Annotated in this window: 16 protein-coding genes; 2 read left to right on the top strand and 14 right to left on the bottom strand. The window is 67.4% G+C overall.

Annotated features, from left to right (window positions below):
* Positions 1-7: 7 nt before the first annotated feature.
* The 3 genes from RD110_RS16800 to RD110_RS16790 all read right to left on the bottom strand — a co-directional run bounded on the left by RD110_RS16800 (position 8) and on the right by RD110_RS16790 (position 5,305).
* A complete protein-coding gene (locus RD110_RS16800) occupies positions 8-1,603 on the bottom strand; it encodes an OpgD/OpgG family glucan biosynthesis protein (RefSeq protein ID WP_076200532.1) in 1,596 nt (531 codons plus the stop codon).
* 71 nt (positions 1,604-1,674) lie between these two features.
* Entirely contained in the window at positions 1,675-4,257 is a 2,583-nt protein-coding gene (locus tag RD110_RS16795) for an ABC transporter permease (protein WP_076200531.1), read from the bottom strand.
* Between the two features lie 31 nt (positions 4,258-4,288).
* A complete protein-coding gene (locus RD110_RS16790) occupies positions 4,289-5,305 on the bottom strand; it encodes a 1-aminocyclopropane-1-carboxylate deaminase (RefSeq protein WP_076200530.1) in 1,017 nt (338 codons plus the stop codon).
* A 133-nt stretch (positions 5,306-5,438) separates the two neighbouring features.
* On the opposite strand from RD110_RS16790, the gene RD110_RS16785 reads away from it, so the two are divergent.
* Entirely contained in the window at positions 5,439-5,987 is a 549-nt protein-coding gene (locus tag RD110_RS16785) for an Lrp/AsnC family transcriptional regulator (protein ID WP_076200529.1), read from the top strand.
* A 139-nt stretch (positions 5,988-6,126) separates the two neighbouring features.
* Here the strand turns inward: RD110_RS16785 and RD110_RS16780 are convergent, their stop codons facing one another.
* From RD110_RS16780 to RD110_RS16730, 11 genes are all read right to left on the bottom strand, one after another.
* The gene (locus RD110_RS16780) at positions 6,127-7,131 is read right to left on the bottom strand and encodes a lysylphosphatidylglycerol synthase domain-containing protein (RefSeq protein WP_083686316.1); all 1,005 of its coding nucleotides are present in this window, start codon (positions 7,129-7,131) and stop codon (positions 6,127-6,129) included.
* Positions 7,128-8,393, bottom strand: coding sequence for a cardiolipin synthase ClsB (clsB, locus tag RD110_RS16775; RefSeq protein ID WP_076200528.1), 1,266 nt, complete (start codon positions 8,391-8,393; stop codon positions 7,128-7,130). The genes RD110_RS16780 and clsB overlap by 4 nt, the downstream gene beginning before the upstream one ends.
* A 186-nt stretch (positions 8,394-8,579) precedes the next feature.
* Complete coding sequence (locus tag RD110_RS16770) at positions 8,580-10,133, bottom strand: cryptochrome/photolyase family protein (RefSeq protein WP_076200527.1); 1,554 nt, start codon at positions 10,131-10,133, stop codon at positions 8,580-8,582.
* The gene (locus tag RD110_RS16765; protein ID WP_076200526.1) at positions 10,126-10,293 is read right to left on the bottom strand and encodes a DUF2256 domain-containing protein; all 168 of its coding nucleotides are present in this window, start codon (positions 10,291-10,293) and stop codon (positions 10,126-10,128) included. Before RD110_RS16765 ends, RD110_RS16770 begins: the two co-directional genes overlap by 8 nt.
* Before the next feature lie 24 nt (positions 10,294-10,317).
* On the bottom strand, positions 10,318-10,800 hold the full coding sequence (locus RD110_RS16760) for a nucleoside deaminase (RefSeq protein ID WP_076200525.1): 483 nt from the start codon (positions 10,798-10,800) through the stop codon (positions 10,318-10,320).
* A gap of 4 nt (positions 10,801-10,804) precedes the next feature.
* A complete protein-coding gene (locus tag RD110_RS16755) occupies positions 10,805-11,572 on the bottom strand; it encodes an ABC transporter permease (RefSeq protein WP_076200524.1) in 768 nt (255 codons plus the stop codon).
* On the bottom strand, positions 11,572-12,393 hold the full coding sequence (locus RD110_RS16750; RefSeq protein ID WP_076200523.1) for an ABC transporter ATP-binding protein: 822 nt from the start codon (positions 12,391-12,393) through the stop codon (positions 11,572-11,574). The genes RD110_RS16755 and RD110_RS16750 overlap by 1 nt, the downstream gene beginning before the upstream one ends.
* A gap of 67 nt (positions 12,394-12,460) precedes the next feature.
* Positions 12,461-13,492 (bottom strand): ABC transporter substrate-binding protein, encoded by a 1,032-nt coding sequence (locus RD110_RS16745; protein ID WP_076200522.1) that lies wholly within the window; start codon positions 13,490-13,492, stop codon positions 12,461-12,463.
* Between the two features lie 244 nt (positions 13,493-13,736).
* Positions 13,737-16,040 (bottom strand): NADP-dependent malic enzyme, encoded by a 2,304-nt coding sequence (locus tag RD110_RS16740; RefSeq protein WP_076200521.1) that lies wholly within the window; start codon positions 16,038-16,040, stop codon positions 13,737-13,739.
* A gap of 149 nt (positions 16,041-16,189) precedes the next feature.
* Positions 16,190-17,221: a BMP family protein gene (locus RD110_RS16735; RefSeq protein WP_076200520.1), complete on the bottom strand. Its 1,032-nt coding sequence runs from the start codon at positions 17,219-17,221 to the stop codon at positions 16,190-16,192.
* Positions 17,222-17,243: 22 nt separating this feature from the next.
* Positions 17,244-18,722 (bottom strand): nucleobase:cation symporter-2 family protein, encoded by a 1,479-nt coding sequence (locus RD110_RS16730; RefSeq protein WP_076200519.1) that lies wholly within the window; start codon positions 18,720-18,722, stop codon positions 17,244-17,246.
* A gap of 272 nt (positions 18,723-18,994) precedes the next feature.
* Between RD110_RS16730 and RD110_RS16725 the strand changes: the two genes are divergently transcribed.
* On the top strand, positions 18,995-19,291 hold the full coding sequence (locus tag RD110_RS16725; RefSeq protein ID WP_076200518.1) for a hypothetical protein: 297 nt from the start codon (positions 18,995-18,997) through the stop codon (positions 19,289-19,291).
* Positions 19,292-19,412: the final 121 nt, after the last annotated feature.

The raw sequence follows: 19,412 nt of genomic DNA, 5'->3' as shown, positions 1-19,412 counted from the left end.
CGTTGCCTCAGAACGGATGGTATTGGTACGACCAGGTCTCGCTGAGCGTCTGGTCGCCGTTCTTCAGGTACAGCCGCATGTCCACCGGCTCCATGCCCTCCGCCGTGAAGTCGAACTGCGCGCGCCAGTGCCCGGCGACGCCGTCCGGCACGGCTTCGGTGAACACGTAGGAAAAGCTGCCGCGCGCGGCCCAGAGCACGGCCTCGGGTTTCACGCCGAAGGGCAGGCTGGCCAGCGGACCGCCCAGGAACTCGACCATGAATTTGCGCACGCCGGCCGGCCGCGGCTGGCCCGGCTGCCCGCCGCGGCCGATGCGGGTGGCCACGCACAGCGCCATGGGCGACGGATAGGGCTCGTCGGCCACCCAGTGCAACTTGTAGCGAAAGCTGTAGCTCGACCCCGCCGTCGCCGGCGCCTTGGGCACCCAGAAGGCGCCGATGTTGTCGTGGATCTCGTCGTCGGTCGGAATCTCGACCAGTTGCACCGCGCCGTCGCCCCAGTCGCCGACGGGCTCCACCCACAGGCTGGGCCGCTTGTCGTAGTTGACGCCATCGAGGTAATGATCGAACACGCGGTCGCGCTGCAGCAGGCCGAAGCCGCGTGGATGCGCGTCGGCAAACGACGAGACGACGGTGCGGGCCGGGTTGTTGAGCGGGCGCCAGAGGCGTTCGCCGGCGCCGTTCCAGATCGCCAGGCCGTCGGAATCGTGCACCTCGGGACGCCAGTCGATGGCGGTCGGCTTCTGCGTATCGGAATACCAGTACATCGAGGTCAGGGGCGCGATGCCCAGCCGCCCGACGTCACGGCGCAGGAAGAGCCGGCACTCGATGTCCATCAGCACCGCCTTGTCGCGCTGCATCACGAAGCGGTAGGCGCCGGTGATGCTCGGGCCTTCGAGCAGCGCGTACACCGTCACCGCGGTGCTGCCGGCCGCCGGCGGCTCGAAGTAGAAGTGGGTGAACGACGGAAACTCCTCGGGCCGATCGGGCATGGCCACGTCCAGCGCGATGCCCCGGGCCGACAGGCCGTACTGGTAGAGCTCGCCGATGGCGCGGAAGTACGAGGCGCCGAGAAACGCCACCCAGTCGTTGGTCTGCCAGGGCAGCTGCTGCTGGTCGCCGGTGCGGCTCTCCTGGAACCGGAAGCCGGCGAAGCCCGCGCCCTCGGGCAAGGCCTTGGCCGGGCTGTCGGCCGGCATGTCGAAGTAGCTCGGGTCGTACAGCAGTTCGCGGGCGGTGCGCTGGCCGTCGGCGCCGTCCAGCAGGTGCATGTGCACCGGCGTCTGGAAGTAGCGGCCCAGGTGGAAGAAGGTCAGCGCAAACGGACCCGGCCCGTCCTTGAAAGGCGCGCGGTCGGTGTTGAATTTGATCTTGCCATGGGCGTCGTAGTCGATGCGCTCCAGCACTTCGCGCGGCAGCGGCGTGCCGGCGTCGTAGGGCTTTGCGGCCAGCGTTTTCGCGGTGTCGACCAGGCCATCGAAGCTGAAAGGCGCGGCCGGACCGAAGCGGAGCTCAGCCTGCGCGAGTGCGGGGAGCGGCAAGCCGAGGCTGGCCAGGGTGGCCGAGCCGATGCCGGCGGTGAGAATTTTTCTGCGTTGCAACATAACCCGAATTTAATGGATAGCCGGGCTTTCCCCGATCCGCCGGGACTTTAGGGCGTGGCCGGGATGGCGGGCTACCAATCCTCCTTCACCGCCAGCACCGCGTCCCGCCCGGCCGCGGCGCGCCCGGCCAGCCAGGCCGTCACCGTGCCGGCCGCGACGACCGCTAGGCACAGCGCCACCAGGCGGGGCCAGGGCAGCATCAAGTCCATCGTCCAGTGGAAACTCTGCGGATTGACCACGTAGACCAGCACCACGGCCACGGCCAGGCCGAGCGCCAGGCCGGCAAGCGAGCCGATCAGCGTCCAGGCCGCGCCCTCGGAGGCCACCACGGCCAGGATCTGGCGCCGCGTGAGGCCCAGGTGCGCCAGCAGGCCGAATTCCTTGCGCCGCGCGAGCACCTGGGCGCTGAAGCTGGCCGCCACGCCGAACAGGCCGATGCCGATGGCCACGGCCTGCAGCCAGTAGGTCACGGCGAAGCTGCGGTCGAAGATGCGAAGCGAGGTGGCGCGGATCTGGCCCACGGCGGTGAATTCGATGTCGCCGTTGGCGTGCTGCTTCGCCAGTTCACGCACGGCCTGCTGCAGTGGTCCGGTGTCCGCGCCGGGCCGCAGCTTCAGCGCGATGTCGCTCACGCTGCGGTCGCCGGTGAGCCGTTCGAAATCACCGCGGTCCATGGCGATGGCGCCGAACTGGCGCGCATAGTCGCGCCACACGCCTGCTATGAAAAATGAAGCGGCTTGCGCAGGACTGTCCTGCGTGAGCGTGCCAAAAGATGCTGAAAGTGGCGCGAACGCGGTGCCTGGTCGTGCGCCATAAAGGTCGACCATCGGCTCGCTCACATAGATGCCGATCTGCCCCGCCGGCACGGGCAGCGGGGCACCCACCAGCGGCAGGCTGACCGCGGGATCGGCGCCGATCGGCCGCGACAGCAGCGCCACGGCCGGCTGCCCCGGGTCGAGCTGCAGGCTGCGCACGCGCAGCGTCGTCGCCTGCTCGACGCCGTCCAGCCGGGCCACCGCCTGCACGAAGCCGGCATCGAACAGGCTGGCCTCGCTGGGGCCGCCGGCACCGGCGCCGCGCAGGTAGAGGTCGGCCGGCAGCACCACGTCGAGCCACTGCGTCACCGAGTCGCGAAAACTGGCCACCATCACCGTCAGCGCCACCGCCAGGCTCAGCGAGGCGACCACACCGCTCACGGCCACGGCCGCGCTCTCGCGCACGCGGCGTGCGCGCTCCACGGCCAGCATCGGCAGCAGCCGGTGGGCCAGCAGCGGCGCGAGCCGGTCGTAGAGCAGGGCGATCAGCCACGGCAATACGCTGATGCCGCCCACCAGCAGCAGCGCCACCGCGAAGTAGGCGGCCAGCGGCAGGCCGAACAGCGGCGGCATGAGGGCCAGCAGCACACCGCCGAGCAGCAGCACCGCGCCGAGCCAGCGCGCACGACGCCCGGCCTGCAGTGTGCCCAGGCCCTTGAGCGTCTGCGCCGGCGGCAGCCGCTGCGCCTGGCGCGCCGGCCACCAGCCGCCGACCAGCGCCGCGGCGATGCCCAGGCCGCCATAGACCAGGGCCGCCGGTCCGTCCCATTGCAGGTTCGGCGCCACGCCGGCGAAGTAGCCGCCACCGAGGTCACCGCCCAGCAGCCGCAAGGCCGCTGCGGCCAGGCCCGTGCCCAAGGCAATGCCGGCCAGGCTGCCGATGCTGCCGAGCACCAGCGATTCCCACAACACCAGTTGCAGCCGTTCCCGGCCGGTGAGGCCGAGCACGCCGAGCAGGGCGAACTGCTGCGCGCGCTTGGCCACGCTCAGCGACAGCACCGAGAACACCAGGAAGGCCCCGGTGAACAGCGCCACCAGCGCCAGCACGGTCAGGTTCACGCGGTAGGCGCGCGAGAGGTTGTCGATGCGCAGCGCGGCGTCGACGGGTTCACCGGCCTGGATGTCCGGCGGCAGCTGCAGCGCGGCGAGCAGGGCCGCGTGATCGGTGCCGGGCGCTAGGCGCAGGTCGATGCGCGACAGCCGCCCTTGCAGGCCGAAGAAGTCCTGCGCCGCGCCGATGTCCATCACCGCCAGCGGCGCACCGGCGGCGTTCACATGGCCCGCGATGCGCACGCTGCGCAGAGCCTGGCCGCTCTGGAGTTGGACGCAGTCGCCCGGCCCGTCGGCGCAACGCTGCACGGCCGCTTGCTGGCGCGCGGCGGCATTGAGGAACACTGTGCCGGGCGCGAACAGCGCCATGCGGCCGGCGTCCTCGGCCGGCACCGGCATCAGGCCCGGCGCCACTGCCGCCACCACCAGCGCGTCGATCCCGACCACGCGCAGCGGCCGCCGCTGGCCATCGCCCGCCACGGTGAAGCCCGGCACCTCCAGCACCGGGCTGGCCACCGCCACCTCTGGATGCGTGGCCACCCGGCGAAACAGCGCCTCGTCGAACTGGCTCTGCATGCCGCGCAGGGAAAGGTCGGGTTGGCCACCGACCGAACGCACCGCGCTGGCGAACTCGCTGAGTGCGGAGGCGTTGATCAGGTGCACCGAAAAGGCCAGCGCCACGCCCAGCATCACGGCGAGCACGGCGGCGGCATTGCGCCACGGATGCTGGCGCAGTTCCTGCCAGGAGAAGGTGGCGAGGAGGGAGCGAAGGGCGGAAGCGGCGGGCATGCCGCCGATTGTGCGGCCAGCCGCCGTGGCTTCAGCCGTTACGGAACAGGAAGCTGTAGGCGTTGAGCGCGGGCACGCCGCCCAGGTGGGCGTACAGCACTTTCGAGCCTTCGGGGAAGAAGCCTTCGCGCACCAGCTCGATCATGCCGTGCATCGACTTGCCTTCGTAGACCGGGTCGGTGAGCATGCCTTCCATGCGCGCGCACAGGCGGATGGCTTCCATCGTGCCTTCGTTGGGCAGGCCGTATTCAGGGCCGCCGAAGCGGGTGTCCAGCACCACGTCGGCCTCGGTGATCGGGCGGCCGAGTTCGACCAGGTTGGCGGTGTTCTTCGCGATGCGCAGGATCTGGTCGCGGGTCTTCTCCGGCTTGGCCGAGGCGTCGATGCCGATGACCTTGTCGGCCCGGCCGTCGGCGGCGAAGCCCACCACCATGCCGGCCTGGGTGCTGCCCGTCACCGAACACACCACCACGTAGTCGAACTTGAAGCCGAGTTCGGCTTCCTGCGCGCGCACTTCCTCGGCGAAGCCGACGAAGCCCAGGCCGCCGTAGGGGTGCTCGGAGCAGCCCGCGGGAATCGGGAACGGCTTGCCACCGGCGGCGCGCACGTCTTCCATGGCCTGTTCCCAGCTCGGGCGGATGCCGATGTCGAAGCCGGCCGCGTCCAGGCGCACGTCCGCGCCCATGATGCGGCTCATCTCGATGTTGCCGACGCGGTCGTACACGGCGTCGGAATAGTTGACCCAGTTCTCCTGCACCAGCACGCACTTCATGCCCAGGTGCGCGGCCACGGCGGCGACTTGGCGCGTCTGGTTGGACTGGATGCCGCCGATCGACACCAGCGTGTCGTAGCCGCCGGCGATGGCTTCGGGGATCAGGTATTCGAGCTTGCGCGTCTTGTTGCCGCCGAAGGCCAGGCCGCTGTTGCAGTCCTCGCGCTTGGCGAACAGGTCGACCTTGCCGCCGAGGTGGGCGCTCAGGCGTTTGAGCGGGGTGATCGGCGAGGGGCCGAAGGTCAGCGGGTAACGCGGGAAGTTGGCGAGCTGCATGGGGAAACTCCTGTGTGGTTGAGACGGATGGCATGGATGGCCACAACAGGATCGATGTTAGGAAATATCGGTTTTAATGTGCTTGCGAAAATTCAATGAATTCATCAACAAAAACCGACTTGAATCAAATTCAATGGCTACTAATTCCAAAAAATCAGCTTCAGGCGCAACGAAAGTTCGTACCAAGAGTGTGCCCGCGCCAGCCCCTGCCGACACGCCCGCCGAGGGCCTGGACCGCACCGATCGCGCCATCCTGCGCGCCCTGCAGCGCGACGCCTCGGTGTCGAATGTTGCGCTCGCGGCCAAGGTCAACCTGAGCCCGCCGGCCTGCCTGCGGCGGGTGGAGCGGCTCAAGGAAAGCGGTTTGATCCAGGGCATCGTGGCGCTGCTGAATCCGCGTGCGCTCGACGCCGGCATGCTGGTGGTGATCGGTGTGGTGCTCGACCGTTCCACCCCGGAGTCCTTCGCCGACTTCGAACGTGCCGCGCAGAAGGTCTCGGGCTGCATGGAATGCCACGTGGTGACCGGCGAATTCGACTACTTCATGCTGCTTCGCACCAAGGACAGCGAGAGTTTCAACCGGCTGCATGCGGAGCAGTTGCTCTACTTGCCGGCCGTGCGGCAGATCCGCTCGTTCATGGTGCTGAAGCAGGTGCTGTCGACGACCCAGTTCCCGATCTAGGTTGCTGCATCATGCGAGACGGGCGAAATCTACGTTCGGGCTGAGCCTGTGGAGGCCCTTGGCGACGGCAGCAGGCACTTCGACAAGCTCAGTGCGAACGGGCAGGGGGGCCGCGAAATACGAAAATGTTACGAAAATATCAATGACTCGAATGCGTGCGGGCCGGCAGCCGTTTGGCGCGCGCCTCGAGCAGCACGTACACGCCGACCGCAATGATCAGCGGCAGCAGGTAGTACAGCGCGCGGTAGGCCAGCACGGCGGCCACCAGGGTCGGCGCGGGTGCGTAGTCCGACAGCAGGGCGACGAACACCGCCTCCAGCACCCCCAGTCCTGCGGGCACGTGGGCCAGAACACCGGCCACCGCGCCGGCCAGCAGCGTGCCCAGCACCAGCGGGAATTCGATGCGCTGCTGCAGCAACACATACACCACGGCAGCCATGATCAGCCAGTTCGCGCACGACATGACCATCTGCAACAGGGCCAGGCGCAACGTCGGCAGGTCGATATGGTGGCCGCGCAGGGTCCAGCTCCGGCGCTTCGACACGGCGCACCACAGCAGATAGGCCACCGGCAGCGCCAGCATCACCGCGCCGGCGATCGGCAGCGTGGCCGCATCGACCTCCCAGTGCTCGGGCAGCGCGGGCGGGAACAGCATGAACATCAACCCCGCCAGCAGCAGGTAGCCGATCCAGTTGGTCAGCATGCTCATCGTCACGATGCGCGTGGTGCGTGCCGTGCCCAGGCCGAACTGCGCGTACAGCCGGTAACGGAAGCCGACGCCGCCCACCAGCGAGCCCATGCTCAGGTTGAAGGCGTAGCTGACGAAGGTGATGGCCATCACCGTGGGCGTGGCGAGGTTGTGGCGCGCATAGTGGCGGCCCAGCAGGTCGAAACAGGCATAGAGCAGATGGCTCGCGAGGGCCAGCCCGCCGGCCGCGCACAGCACGGGCAGCGGCAGCGCGCGCAGGCCCTGCCAGACCTCGGCCCATGCGATGCCGCGGGCCTGCCGCACCAGCAGCACCAGCACCAGCGCGAGAAAGACCAGCGCGAGGCCGCGCTTGAACCAGGGCCACCAGCGCCGGCCCGGGTCGGCGGCCGCTGGCACCGGCGCGGGGCCGACAGCCGCCACCGGCCGCGTGCTCATCCGCGGCCCTCGGTCACACCTTGCACGCAGGCGCCCTGCATGGCGCCCTCGACCTGGGCCGGCACGAGCCGCGGCGCATGCGCCGGCAGCCAGCCGGCCCAGGACGGGTAGTGCCGCAGCAGATGGAACACGATGAAACTGCGCGCGATGCGCCAGCCGCTGGCCGGGGCCAGGGTGTCGGCGGCGACCTCGCGGCACTTGTTGAGCACGAGATCCTCGAGGCGTTCGGCGAGCAGGTGGTTGAAGGCCCGGTCGCGGATGATCAGGTTCGCCTCCAGGTTCAGCGACAGGCTCAGCGGATCGAGGTTGCTCGAGCCCACGGTGGCCCAGTCGTCGTCGACCAGCGCCACCTTGCCGTGCAGCGGGCGTTCGCAGTATTCGAAGATCTGCACGCCCGCGTTGATCAGGTGGTGGTAGAGCAGCTCGGCGGCCGTCTTCACGATCGGCATGTCCGGCTGGCCCTGCAGGATCAGGCGCACCTGCACGCCGCGTTTCGCCGCGCGCCGCATCTCGCGGATGAGCCGGTAGCCGGGGAAGAAATAGGCATTGGCGATGGTCACGCGATGCCGCGCCGAGCGAATGGCCGCGCGGTAGTGGCGTTCGATGTCGTTCGTGTGCTGGCCGTTGTCGCGGGTGACGAAAAGCGCCTGGGCTTCACCCACCGCTTCGGCCGCGCCGCTTTCGCTGCGCAGCCTGGCCCGGTGGCTGAACCAGCGCCTGCCCTTGCCGCGGCGTTGTCCCTGGGCCAGCATGGCGTGCACGAAGCGGTGGATCACGGCCACGATCGGGCCGCGGGCCTGCACCGAGTAGTCCTGCTTGGCCTCGGGCCCGAAGTCCGCCAGGTGGTCGGCCGAATAGTTGATGCCGCCGACGAAGGCGACTTCGCCGTCCACCACCACGATCTTGCGGTGCATGCGGCGCAGCATGTTGGTCCGCCAGCGGCCGATGCGCAGGCCGGGGTCGAACACATGGATGCGCACGCCCGCATCGCACAGGGCCCCGATGAAGGCGGGCGACAGGTCGGGCGAGCCGAAACCGTCGATGGTCATGTCCACCTGCACGCCGCGCTTCGCAGCACCGAGCAGCGCCTCGTGCAGTTCGAGCCCGACCTTGTCCTCGAACAGAATGAAGGTTTCCAGCACCACCTCGCGCTGCGCATTGCGGATGGCCTCGAACACGCGCGGGAAGAAGGCTTCGCCGTTCTCCAGCAGTTCGAATTCGTTGCCCGCGGTCCAGCGGCCGCCCGGGGCGCGCGCGCTCACGGCTGCTCCTTGGACGCAGCGGCTCACGGCTGCTCCTTGGACGCAGCGGTCATGGCGACGGGGGGCATGTGTGGAAGCGGCATGATGATGGACGGTGGCGTAAAAATCAGCCTTGGTTGTACGCCGTTCGGCGTCTGGCGGCTGTAGGACGGTGCCGAGCGCGGCTGTGCGCTGTTCAAGGCAGTTTCAGGCGCTGCCGACCGCACCGCTGCGGATGGCCGCGGCACGTTCGGCGATGCCCAGGCGCTGGTCCGGCGTGAGGCGTTCGAGGTTCTGCACCTGCGGGCGCATGCGTGGGTTTTGCGACAGCAACACCGCATGGCGGCCCAGGAAATCCCAATACAGCGTGGTGAACGGGCAGGCGCTGTCGCCTTCGCGCAGTGCAGGGTCGTAGCGACAGCCGGCGCAGTGCTGGCCGCTGCTCATGCGTTCGATGTATTTTCCGCTGGCGATGTAGGGCTTGCTGCCCATCAGCCCGCCATCCGCATACTGCGACATGCCGAGCGTGTTCGGCAGTTCCACCCATTCCACAGCGTCCACATAGACCGACAGGTACCAGGCATGCACCTGCTTCGGCTGCACGCCGAGCAGCAATGCGAACAGGCCCGTCACCATGAGCCGCTGGATGTGGTGCGCGTAGCCGTGTTCCAGCGTCTGCACCATGGCGTCGCGCAGGCAGGCCATGTCGGTATCGCCGCTCCAGTACCAGGCAGGCAGGTCCTCCTGCGCGTCGAGCTGGTTGCGTTCGATGTAGTCCGGCATGCGGGTCCAGTAGATGCCGCGCACGTATTCGCGCCAGCCCAGGATCTGGCGGATGAAGCCCTCCACGCTGGCCAGGGGCGCGGCGCCGCTGCGGTACGCCGCCTCGGCGGCGGCCACGACCTCGCGCGGGTCGAGCAGCTTGAGGTTCAGCGCCGCCGCGAGGTGCGCGTGGTAGAGCCAGGGTTCGCCCGGCCACATGGCATCCTGGTAGCGGCCGAACAGCGGCAGGCGTTCGCGGATGAAACCCCGCAGTGCCTCCAGCGCCTGGGGGCGTGTCACCGGCCAGGCGAAGCTGTCGAGCCGGCCAGGGTGGTCGTGGAAACGGGTGTTGACCAGGGCGATCACTTCTTGGGTGATGGCATCGGGAGCGAACCGACTGGGCGCCGGCACAAAGCCCGGGCCATCGCGTCCGAAGGCTTCGCGGTTTTCCGCGTCGAGATTCCAGGTGCCGCCGACAGGCTGGTCGCCGTCCATCAGCACGCCATGGCGCACGCGCATCTCGCGGTAGAAATATTCCATGCGCAGCGCGTTTCGGCTTTTGGCATGGGCGCGGAACTCGCGCACGGTGGCGTAGAAGTGCCGGTCATCGCGCACCTCCAGCAAGGTGCCACAGGCGGCGGCCACGGCCTTGAGCGCGGTCCAGACCCGGAAGTCGCCGGGTGCGCACAGCACCAGGCGGCCGGGCGCCAGCGCCTCGATGGACTGCCGCAATTTCGCGGCCAGACTGCCGGGATGGTCGGCGTCGTCGAGCCGCGCATAGTGCAGACGCCAGTGGCGTGCCTGCACCGCCTGGGCGAAGTGGCGCATTGCGGCCAGGAACAGCGCGATGCGCGGCTTGCTCGACCACACATGGGTGGACTCTTCGGCCACCTCGGCCATCCACACGGCGTCCTGCGCGGGGTCGAAGCCATCGAACGCCGACGAGGCCAGGTCGAGCTGGTCGCCCAGCACGATCACCAGCGCGCGCAGTTCAGCCACCGGAACCCCGCGCGGCCTTGCGGCAGGCGTCGGAACAATATTTGACTTCTTCCCAGTTCCGCGCCCAGCGCTTGCGCCAGGTCATCGGCCTGCCGCAGGCCGCGCAGGGCTTGCTGGGCAGGGACTGCTTGTTGCCTTTGAAGCCGGAATCGGATCGCATCGCCGCATCATGGCAGCGAAAGCCTCAGGCCGTCGGCCGGCGCCAGAAATCCTGGTGCAGCGCTGCGATGTCCGCCTCGACCTCGGCCACCGGGCCGATCACTTCCACGGCCTTCTGCCCGCTGGCGAAGACCGTGCGGCAGGCCAGGTCCATGGTCGGATTCTCGTGGTGGTTGCCGGTGAGCTCCAACAGGCGCTTCTCCGTCATGCCGAACACGAGCCGGCCGATATGAGCCCAGTATTGCGTGCCGGCACACATGGCGCAGGGTTCCACCGTGGTCACCAGGGTGCAGCCCCACAGGAATTCGGGCGAAAAGTTGAGGGCCACAGTGCGGGCCAACACGGCCTCGGCGTGGTTGACCTGGTCGACGTTGCCCTGTTCGGCGAGCACGGTTTCGAAGTCGGGTGCCACGAGGATGGCGCCGAAGGGATGGCGGCCGAGCGACATGGCCCGTTGCGCGACCGCGTTGGCGCGGCGCAGGTGGCGGGCGGCTTGTTCGGGCGTCATGGCTTCAGGTATTTTGCGAGCCGCGGTGCGCCCAGCCTGTCGTGTGCTTCTCGATGAAGCTGAACAGTTCGTACATCACCATGGCCATGGCGCCGACGACCACCAGCCCGGCAAACGCCAGGCCCATCTGCATGGCCGAGCCGGCCGAGATCAGCAGGTAGCCGATGCCTTCGTTGGCCGCCGTCATTTCCGACACCGTGGTGCCGACGAAGGCCAGCGTGATGGCCACCTTCAGCGAGCCGAAGAAGTAGGGCATGGAGCGCGGCAGGCCGACCTTCATGAGCACATCCCAGCGCTTGGCACCGAGCACGCGCAACACATCTTCGAGCTCGGGCTCGAGCGTCGCCAGGCCGGTCGCGATGTTGACCATGATCGGGAAGAACGAGATCAGAAACGCCGTGAGGATGGCCGGCCCCGCACCGATGCCGAACCAGACCACCAGGATCGGGACGAAGGCGGCCTTGGGCAAGGCGTTGAAGGCCGTCATCAACGGATACACCGCGGCATAGGCCAGGCGCGAGCTGCCGATGACGAAGCCCAGCAGCACGCCGACCACGATCGCCAGGCCGAAGCCGACCATCGTCACCCAGAAGGTGCGCCAGGCATGGCCGGCGATGATCAACTTGAACTCGAGGAACTGCGTCCAGATGCGCCAAGGGCTGGGGAAAATGAATTCCGAGACGTCGAAGGCCGAGCAGATGAGCTGCCACAACACCAGCACGGCCACCAGCAGGATCCACGGCGACCAGGTTTCTACGGTTTTCTTGTGCATCAGGTCTTCTCTGCCGCCACGGTGGTTTGACGGATGCTTCCGATGCGGCCGCGCAATTCCAAAACGATATCGGTGAACTCTTTCGTGTAGGTGACTTCCAGCTCGCGCGGCCGTGGCAGGTCGACCTCGCGCCTGACCACGAAGCGGCCCGGGCTCTTGCTCATCACATACACCGTATCCGCCAGGAACACGCTTTCGCGCAGGTCATGCGTGACCAGGATCACGTTGAACCGCTGCTCGGTCCACAGGTCGCGCAGGATGCACCACAGCTCCTCGCGCGTGAAGGCGTCGAGCGCGCCGAACGGCTCGTCCAGCAGCAGCATCTTCGGCTCGTGAATCAAGGCGCGGCAGATGCTCGCGCGCTGCTGCATGCCGCCGGAGAGCTGCCACGGGAACTTGTCCTCATAGCCGCCGAGGCCGACCTTCTGCAACAGCCGGCGTGCGCGTTCTTCGTATTCCTTGCGTTTGGCTTTGAAGTTGGAGCGGTAGGGCTCGACGATCTCCAGCGGCAGCAGCACGTTGTCCACCGTCGTGCGCCATGGCAGCAGCGAAGGCGCCTGGAAGGCCATGCCCGAGATCTTCAGCGGCCCGGTGACGGGTTGGCCGTCGATCAGGATCTTGCCCATCGACGGCATCTTCAGGCCGGTGGTGAGCTTCATGAAGGTCGACTTGCCGCAGCCCGAAGGCCCGACGATGGCGATGAATTCGCCCTGGCGCACCTGCAGGTCGATGGCCTCGACGGCGAAGTGGTTCTGCGCGAGCAGCTCGTCGTTGTAGGCGAGCCAGACGTCGCGGAAATCAACAAACGCGGTAGTATTCACAAATCAATGCAGAAATAGGCCGCTGGCGCAGGTAATGCCTGCGTGCGCTGCTATAAAAAGAATAGTTTTACTTCTTGGCGGGCAGCACGTTCAACTCGGCGGCGCTGGGCAGAAAGCTGCCATTCCACACCGCATCGGCATTCACGCGGGTCTTGGTGCCGAACGCGTCCGACACCTGCGAAGCCATCAACGTCATGCGCGGGCGGTTGACCTGGCCGAAGCCCTCGGTGCGGGCGTTCGGGCTGTTGATCACGGTGTCGATGGCCATGGTCAGGCGGCGAGTTTCGAGCGCCACGTTGATGATGCCGTCGCGTGCCTTCACGTCTTCGATGGCCGCGGCCGGCTTGGCGATGACTTCCTTCGCACCCTTGGCGAAGGCCTGCAGGAAGGCTTTCACCGCGGTCGGATTTTCCTTCAGGATCTTCGGCGAGGCGATGATGGCATTGCCGTACAGCTTCACGCCGAAGTCGGGGTACGGCAGCACCACCACGTCCTCGGCCTTGGTGCCGCGCGCTTCCAGGTTCAGCAGCGAGGTGAAGGTGAAGCCGGTGATGGCATCCACGTCGCCGCGGATCAGCATGGTCTCGCGCAGCGGTGGGTCCATCGCCGTCCACTGCACGCCGCCGATCTTGTTGGCCTTGGCGAAGATGGGGAACGCGCGGCGGCCGGCGTCGAACACCGGTGCGCCGAGCTTCTTGTTGTTCAAGTCGGCCGGGGTCTTGATGCCGGATTTCTTCAGCGCCATCACCGAGGCCGGCGTGTCGTTGTAGACCATCATGATCGCCACCGGCTTGTTCGGTGCGTCGGGGTTGTTGGCGTGGAACTCCATCAGCGCGGCCATGTCGGCGAAGCCGAGGTCGTAGGCGCCCGAGGCCACCCGCGTCACCGTGCCGCCCGAGCCGTTGCCGGCATCGATGGTCACGTCGAGCTTGGCATCCTTGAAATAACCCTTGGCCGCGGGCGTGAGGAACAGAGCCGACGGGCCTTCGAAACGCCAGTCAAGCTGGAACTTGATGGGGGTCGTCTGTGCGAATGCGGGCAGCACGGCCGCGGCGGCCAAAAGGGCGGCCGAGGACTTGAGGAACAGGCGTTTGGTCATGGGTTTCCCAGCGGAACAAGGTGTGGAGGCTACAAGCAAAAACGGTGCCGTGCCGGTGCCCAGCAGATGCACCCTCACCCCCCATCCCTCTTCAGCGGGCGGGAAAGGGCGAAAATCAAAAACGCGAACGCGCAACTGCCTTGGCCCAGGGACACCGCGGAACGGGCTTTGCCCGGCCGCTGGTGTCGCCCCCTGCAAGGGGGGAGGAGCTACACGCAGTGAGCGACTTGGGGGTGAGCCTGTTTCAACGGAAGGTCGATGCGTTGGCCACCGCCAGCGCCGTCATGTTGACCACGCGCCGCACCGTCGCCGAAGGCGTGAGGATGTGGGCCGAGGCGGCCGCGCCGAGCAGGATCGGGCCGACCGTCACGCCCTTGCCGCCGGTGACCTTGAGCATGTTGAACAGGATGTTCGCCGCGTCCAGGTTGGGGCAGATCAGCACGTTAGCCGAGCCGTGCAGCGTGGTGTCCATGAGTGCGTTCTGGCGCACGTCTTCGGACAGGGCGGCGTCTCCCTGCAGTTCGCCGTCGGATTCGATGTCGGGCGCCATGCGGGCGAACAGCTCGCGCGCCAGGCGCATCTTGCGCGCCGAGGGGCGGTCGGAAGAGCCGTAGTTGGAGTGCGACAGGAAAGCCACCTTGGGCGGCAGTCCGAAACGCGCCACCTCTTCAGCGGCCATCACCGCGATGCTGGCGAGCTGCTCGGCCGTGGGGTCTTCGTTCACGTAGGTGTCGGCGATGAACAGCGTGTGCTTCTCCAGCATGAGCGCGTTCAGCGCGGCGAAGCCGGAGGCGCCTTTCTTCACGCCGATGATGTCGCGCACGTGCTGCAGGTGGCCGTCGTACCGCCCGACCAGGCCGGACAACATGGCGTCGGCATCGCCGAGCTTGACCATCAGCGCGGCGATGGTGGTGTTGGAGCGGCGCACCGCGGCCTTGGCGGCCTCCTGGTTCACGCCGCGGCGGCCCATGAGCTTGTGGTAGGTCTCCCAATACTGGCGGAAGCGCGAGTCGTCCTCGGGGTTGACCACATCCACGTCGCGGCCGATCTGGATGCGCAGGCCGGCCTTGGCGATGCGCGCGGCGATGACCTCGGGCCGGCCGATCAGCACCGGTCGGGCCAGCTTCTCGTCGACCGCCACCTGCGCGGCACGCAGTGCACGTTCGTCCTCGCCTTCGGCATAAGCCACGCGCTTGGCCTCGGGGGCCACGGCCTTGGCGGCGCTGAACACCGGGCTCATGAACATGCCGGTCTGGTAGACGAAGCGCGACAGGGTCTGGCGGTAGGCCTCGTAGTCCTGGATCGGCCGGGTGGCCACGCCTGACTCTTCCGCCGCCTTGGCCACCGCCGGGGCGATGCGCAGGATCAGGCGCGAGTCGAAGGGCGTGGGGATCAGGTAGTCGCTGCCGAAGACCAGCTCCTTGCCGGCATAGGCGGCGGCGACTTCCTCGCTGATGTCGGCCTTGGCCAGGTCGGCGATCTGGCGCACGCAGGCCAGCTTCATGGCTTCGGTGATCTTGGTGGCGCCGCAGTCGAGCGCGCCGCGGAAGATGTACGGGAAGCACAGCACGTTGTTGACCTGGTTCGGATAGTCCGAACGGCCCGTGGCGATGATGCAGTCGGGCCGCACTTCCTTGGCCAGTTCGGGGCGGATTTCCGGCTCGGGGTTGGCCAGCGCCAGGATGATGGGCTTGTCGGCCATGGTCTTGACCATGGCCTGCGTGAGCACGCCGGCCGCCGAGCAGCCGAGGAACACGTCGGCGCCGTCGACCACGTCGGCCAGCGTGCGGGCCGAGGTGTCCTGCGCGTAGCGTTCCTTGGAAGCATCGAAGCCGCCGGGGCGGCCGTGGTAGATCACACCCTTGGAGTCGACCGCGTACACGTTCTTGCGCTGCACGCCCAGGCCGACCATCACGTCCAGGCAGGCGATGGCGGCGGCGCCCGCACCGGAGACGGCGATCTTCACGTCTTCGATCTTCTTGCCGACGAGTTCCAGGCCGTTGAGCAGCGCGGCCGAGGAGATGATGGCCGTGCCGTGCTGGTCGTCATGGAACACCGGGATGTTCATGCGTTCGCGCAGCTTCTGCTCGATGTAGAAGCACTCGGGCGCCTTGATGTCTTCCAGGTTCACCCCGCCGAGCGTGGGCTCCATGGCGGCGATGATCTCGACCAGCTTGTCGGGGTCGTTCTCGGCGAGCTCGATGTCGAACACGTCGACACCGGCGAATTTCTTGAACAGGCAACCCTTGCCCTCCATCACCGGCTTGGAGGCCAGCGGGCCGATGTTGCCCAGGCCGAGCACGGCGGTACCGTTGGTGATCACGCCGACGAGGTTGCCGCGCGAGGTGTATTCGGCGGCCAGCGCCGGGTCGCGTTCGATGTCCAGGCAGGGATAGGCCACGCCCGGCGAGTAGGCCAACGACAGGTCGCGCTGGTTCGACAGCGGCTTGGTCGGCGTGACGGAGATCTTGCCCCGGGTCGGGGTGCTGTGGTATTCGCGGGCTGCGTCGCGCAGGGCCAACTCGGCCGGCGAAAGGTTCGTGCTCATTCTTGTCTCCTCGGAACGTGATGCAGGAAGCCGCTAGCCTACTCCAAAGCGCGGGGGGGCAGGCAGCGGGGGGACTACGTACAAACGCGCAATGACGGGTCGTTGCGGGTTATCGCGCGCCAAGGCGGGTGGTCCGGTGCGCAGGTCGCTCAGGCGGGGGTGGCGAATTCGGCGCCTTCGTAGGTCTCGGGCACGCCGGTGCGGCGCTGGACGATGTCGTCGGCCACCTGCGCCACGCGGGCGCGCACCGATGCCGGCACGTCGGGCGCCATCGCCAGGCGCACGGCCTGCGCGTTGGCCAGGCCGACCTTGCGCACCTTGCCGGCGGGGAACTTGTCGTCGCGCAGGTCGTGCACGGCCTCGAAGACGCCGATGCCCACGTCGGCAATGGCCGAGCCCACGAACACCTTGGCGTCCACGGCGGTCCAGTCGACCACATTGCCGATCTGGCGTGTGCCTTTTTCGCGGCAGGCCTGGGTGACGCCGTCGCGCCCGGCGTTGAGCATGGTGAAGATCACGTCGGCACCCGCGGCCATCTGGGCCAGGGCGACGCGCCGGGACAACGCGTTGTCGTCCTGGTTGCCCGAGAAGTTGGTCAGCAGGCGCACCTGCGGATCGGTGGCCCGCACACCGGCGGCAAAGGCCGCACGGCCCTTGAGTCCGGGCCGCACACGGATGCCGGACATGTGGCCGACCACGCCGGTTCGGGTCGTCAGTGCGGCCAGCACGCCGGCCAGGTAGGCCGATTCTTCCTGCAGCACCTCGTAGCTTGCCAGGTTGACGCCGGTGACCGCGCCCTGCGTGACCGCGAACTTCACGCGCGGAAACTGCGCCGCCACCTCCGCGCAGGCCTCGTTGTTCTGCCCGCCGTGCGCGATCACCAGGTCCACGCCGGATGACACGAGCTCGGCCAGGGCCTTCTCCAGCAGGTCTTTCCTCGGGGCGATGCCGTCGATGTAGCGTGTCTGCGCGCCCAGTTCGGTGCGTGCGCGCTCCAGGCCGCGCCACCCGCTTTCCATGAAGCCACGGTCGTCCATCCTGCCGGCGAACAGGGCACCGACCGACAGGGTGCGGGCTTCGATGCGCGGCTCGCGTTGCGAGGCGCAGCCGGGAAGGAAAGGGGCGGCGAGCAGGGCGGAAGCCCCCAGGGCGAGCTGGCGGCGGGTGGGATCGAAATTCATGGTCGGTGCAAGGTCAAAAGGTTCAGTGTCCACCATCGGACAACGATGCCCGAAGCGAATCCTCGAAGTTGTATCGGGCACCGTTGAAGAACAGGTTCAGCAGCACGGCGGCCATGGACGACAGCAGGATGCCCGACTCGATCAGCGGATGCAGGCCGTGCGGCAGCCATTGCTTGAAGTTGGGCGCGATCAGCGGAACCATGCCGATGCCGATGGACACGGCGACGATGAACATGTTGAAGCGATTGTGCTTGAAGTCCACTGCGGCCAGGATGCGGATGCCGGTGGCCGCCACCATGCCGAACATCACCAGGCCGGCGCCGCCGAGCACCACGGTGGGCAGCGATTCGACCAGCGCGGCCATCTTCGGCAACAGGCCGAGCACGATCATGATGATGCCGCCGGCCACGCAGACGAAGCGGCTGCGCACGCCGGTCACGCCGACCAGGCCCACGTTCTGCGAGAAGCTGGTGTAGGGGAAGGTGTTGAACAGGCCGCCGAGCACCGTGCCCAGGCCGTCGGTGCGCAGGCCGCGCGCGAGGTCGGGTTGTTCGATCTTGCGCCCGGTCATCTCGCCGAGCGCGAGGAACATGCCGGTCGATTCGATCATCACCACGATCATCACCAGGCTCATGGTCAGGATCAGCACCGGATCGAAGATCGGCATGCCGAACTGCAGCGGCATCACGATGTCGAACCAGTGCGCCTGCGCCACCTTCTCGAAAGTCATCATGCCCATGGCCGTGGCTGCGATGCCGCCGATGACGATGCCCAGCAGCACCGAGATGTTGCTGATGAAGCCGGTGGCGTATTTGGCGATCAGCAGGATCGAGGCCAGCACCAGGGCCGACACCAGGATGCCGTCCACCGGCGCGTATTTCGGGTTCGGCACGGTGCCGACGATGGCGAGGCCCTTGGGCATCGGCGCGTTCGGCATGGCCGCCGCCGCATCGGCCAGCCATTTGGCGCTCTCCGGGCTGACGATGTTCGGCGCCGTGGGGCCGAAGGGGTTGCCGAAGATCCAGTTGATGCCGATGCGCATGAGGCTGATCCCGATCACCGCGATGATGGTGCCGGTGACCACCGGCGGAAAGAAGCGCAGCATGCGGCTGACCAGCGGCGCGATGAGGATCGACACCACGCCCGCACCGATCACCGAGCCGAAGATCATCTGCGCGCCCGCGATACCCGGGTTGCCGTTCGCGATCGCCAGCATCGGCGCCACCGAGGCGAAGGTCACGCCCATCATCACCGGCAGCTTGATGCCGAACCACTGCGTCGCGCCCAGCGACTGGACCAGCGTGACCAGGCCGCAGCAGAAAAGATCGGCCGAGATCAGCATCGAGACCTGCTCGGGACTGAGCTTGAGTGCGCGGCCGACGATGAGCGGCACGGCGACCGCACCGGCGTACATCACGAGCACATGTTGCAGGCCCAGCGCGGCGAGTTTGCCGCTGGGCAGGCGCTCGTCCACGGGATGGACCTCGGGAGAAGAAGGCATGGCGGATTCCTTGGTGCGAAGAGGAGGGTGGGCGGCGGGGACGGTACCGGCGGGTTCAAGCATATTCCGTGCTATGCGCAAACCGCCTCATCAAGGTGCATGGACTACGGAATATATGTATGCAATTATGTTTATTCTGTGATTGATAATCCTTGATTGCAATCAATGATTCGAGTGCATGCAAAACATATTCTGGCTGGGCTGATCGCATTCCCGCGGCAGCATCCAGCCGGGCCCGGGCCCGGTTTTCACACAACTCAAGGAGACTTTTCATGACCGTCGTCTACACCCGCACCGGCACCCCCATGGGTGGCAAGCAGTCCGAAGCCCTGGCCTATTTCAGGGCCCGTGCCGCGGCCATCAAGAAGAACTATGGCGTCGAGCCCGAGGTCAAGGTCCGCGCCGGTGGTCCGGTCGGCCAGGTGATCATGATCTCGCGCATGAAGGATCTGGCCGAGTTCGAAGCCACCAAGCGCCGCGTGATCGCCGACACCGCCGAAGGCAAGATCCCGACGGCACCGGACGGCGTCTTTGCCTCCGGCGAAGACGCGCTGTGGCTGGAACTCTGATCCTGACCTGAAACCCGGCGATACACGCGGGCGATGACCCGCGGACGCCGGTCGTCGGGGCGCATCGCGGCCAGGCCGCGCGCCCCGGCGTTTTAACCACCCGTTGGGTAGGAGACAAAAA

This window comes from Rhodoferax koreense, assembly GCF_001955695.1.
GTDB lineage: Bacteria > Pseudomonadota > Gammaproteobacteria > Burkholderiales > Burkholderiaceae_C > Rhodoferax_B > Rhodoferax_B koreensis.
This window is presented reverse-complemented; position numbering and strand designations above follow the sequence as displayed.